Annotated in this window: 1 protein-coding gene; it reads left to right on the forward strand. The window is 47.4% G+C overall.

The features are described 5' to 3' along the window. Positions 1-114 precede the first annotated feature (114 nt). Positions 115-506 (forward strand): hypothetical protein (locus tag N1032_RS28125; RefSeq protein ID WP_456319132.1); only part of this gene is annotated, 392 nt, incomplete at its 3' end.

Below are 506 nucleotides of genomic sequence, written 5' to 3' on the forward strand. Positions count from 1 at the left end.
ACGAATTGCTTGAAGCATTGGTCAACGTCGCCAAAGCACCGGACAAAGTGATTGCACCGGAACCGGAAAGAATTGAAGAAGTGTTCGACGACGAGCCAACACAAGGTGAAGCCGATGGAAAAGATTCTATTTAGCAAAAAGCAACACGAAAACATCGGCTTTGACACATCGACCATTGAATGCGAGGTCAACGAGGGCACACCACGTTCCGGAAAGACGTTTTCCGACGTTTTAAAGATGGCAAGGTTCTATATGACCACCGAGGATAACAACCATCTAATATTGGCTTACAATCAAGAACAAGTCTTCCGGATGTTCATTGATGCCAATGGTTATGGTCTAATCGATGTGTTGCGGGATTGCGCCGAAATCAAACACGATGAACGTGGTGACCATTTGTTGATTCGCCAACCCAATGGTCGCGAAGTCAAAGTCTATTACAAAGGCGGCGGCATGATAAACGCACGGGGTGCCATCACGGGGATGACGTTGGGGTCGGTCGTATT

The sequence above is a fragment of the Herbiconiux daphne genome, assembly GCF_024979295.1.
GTDB lineage: Bacteria > Actinomycetota > Actinomycetes > Actinomycetales > Microbacteriaceae > Herbiconiux > Herbiconiux daphnes.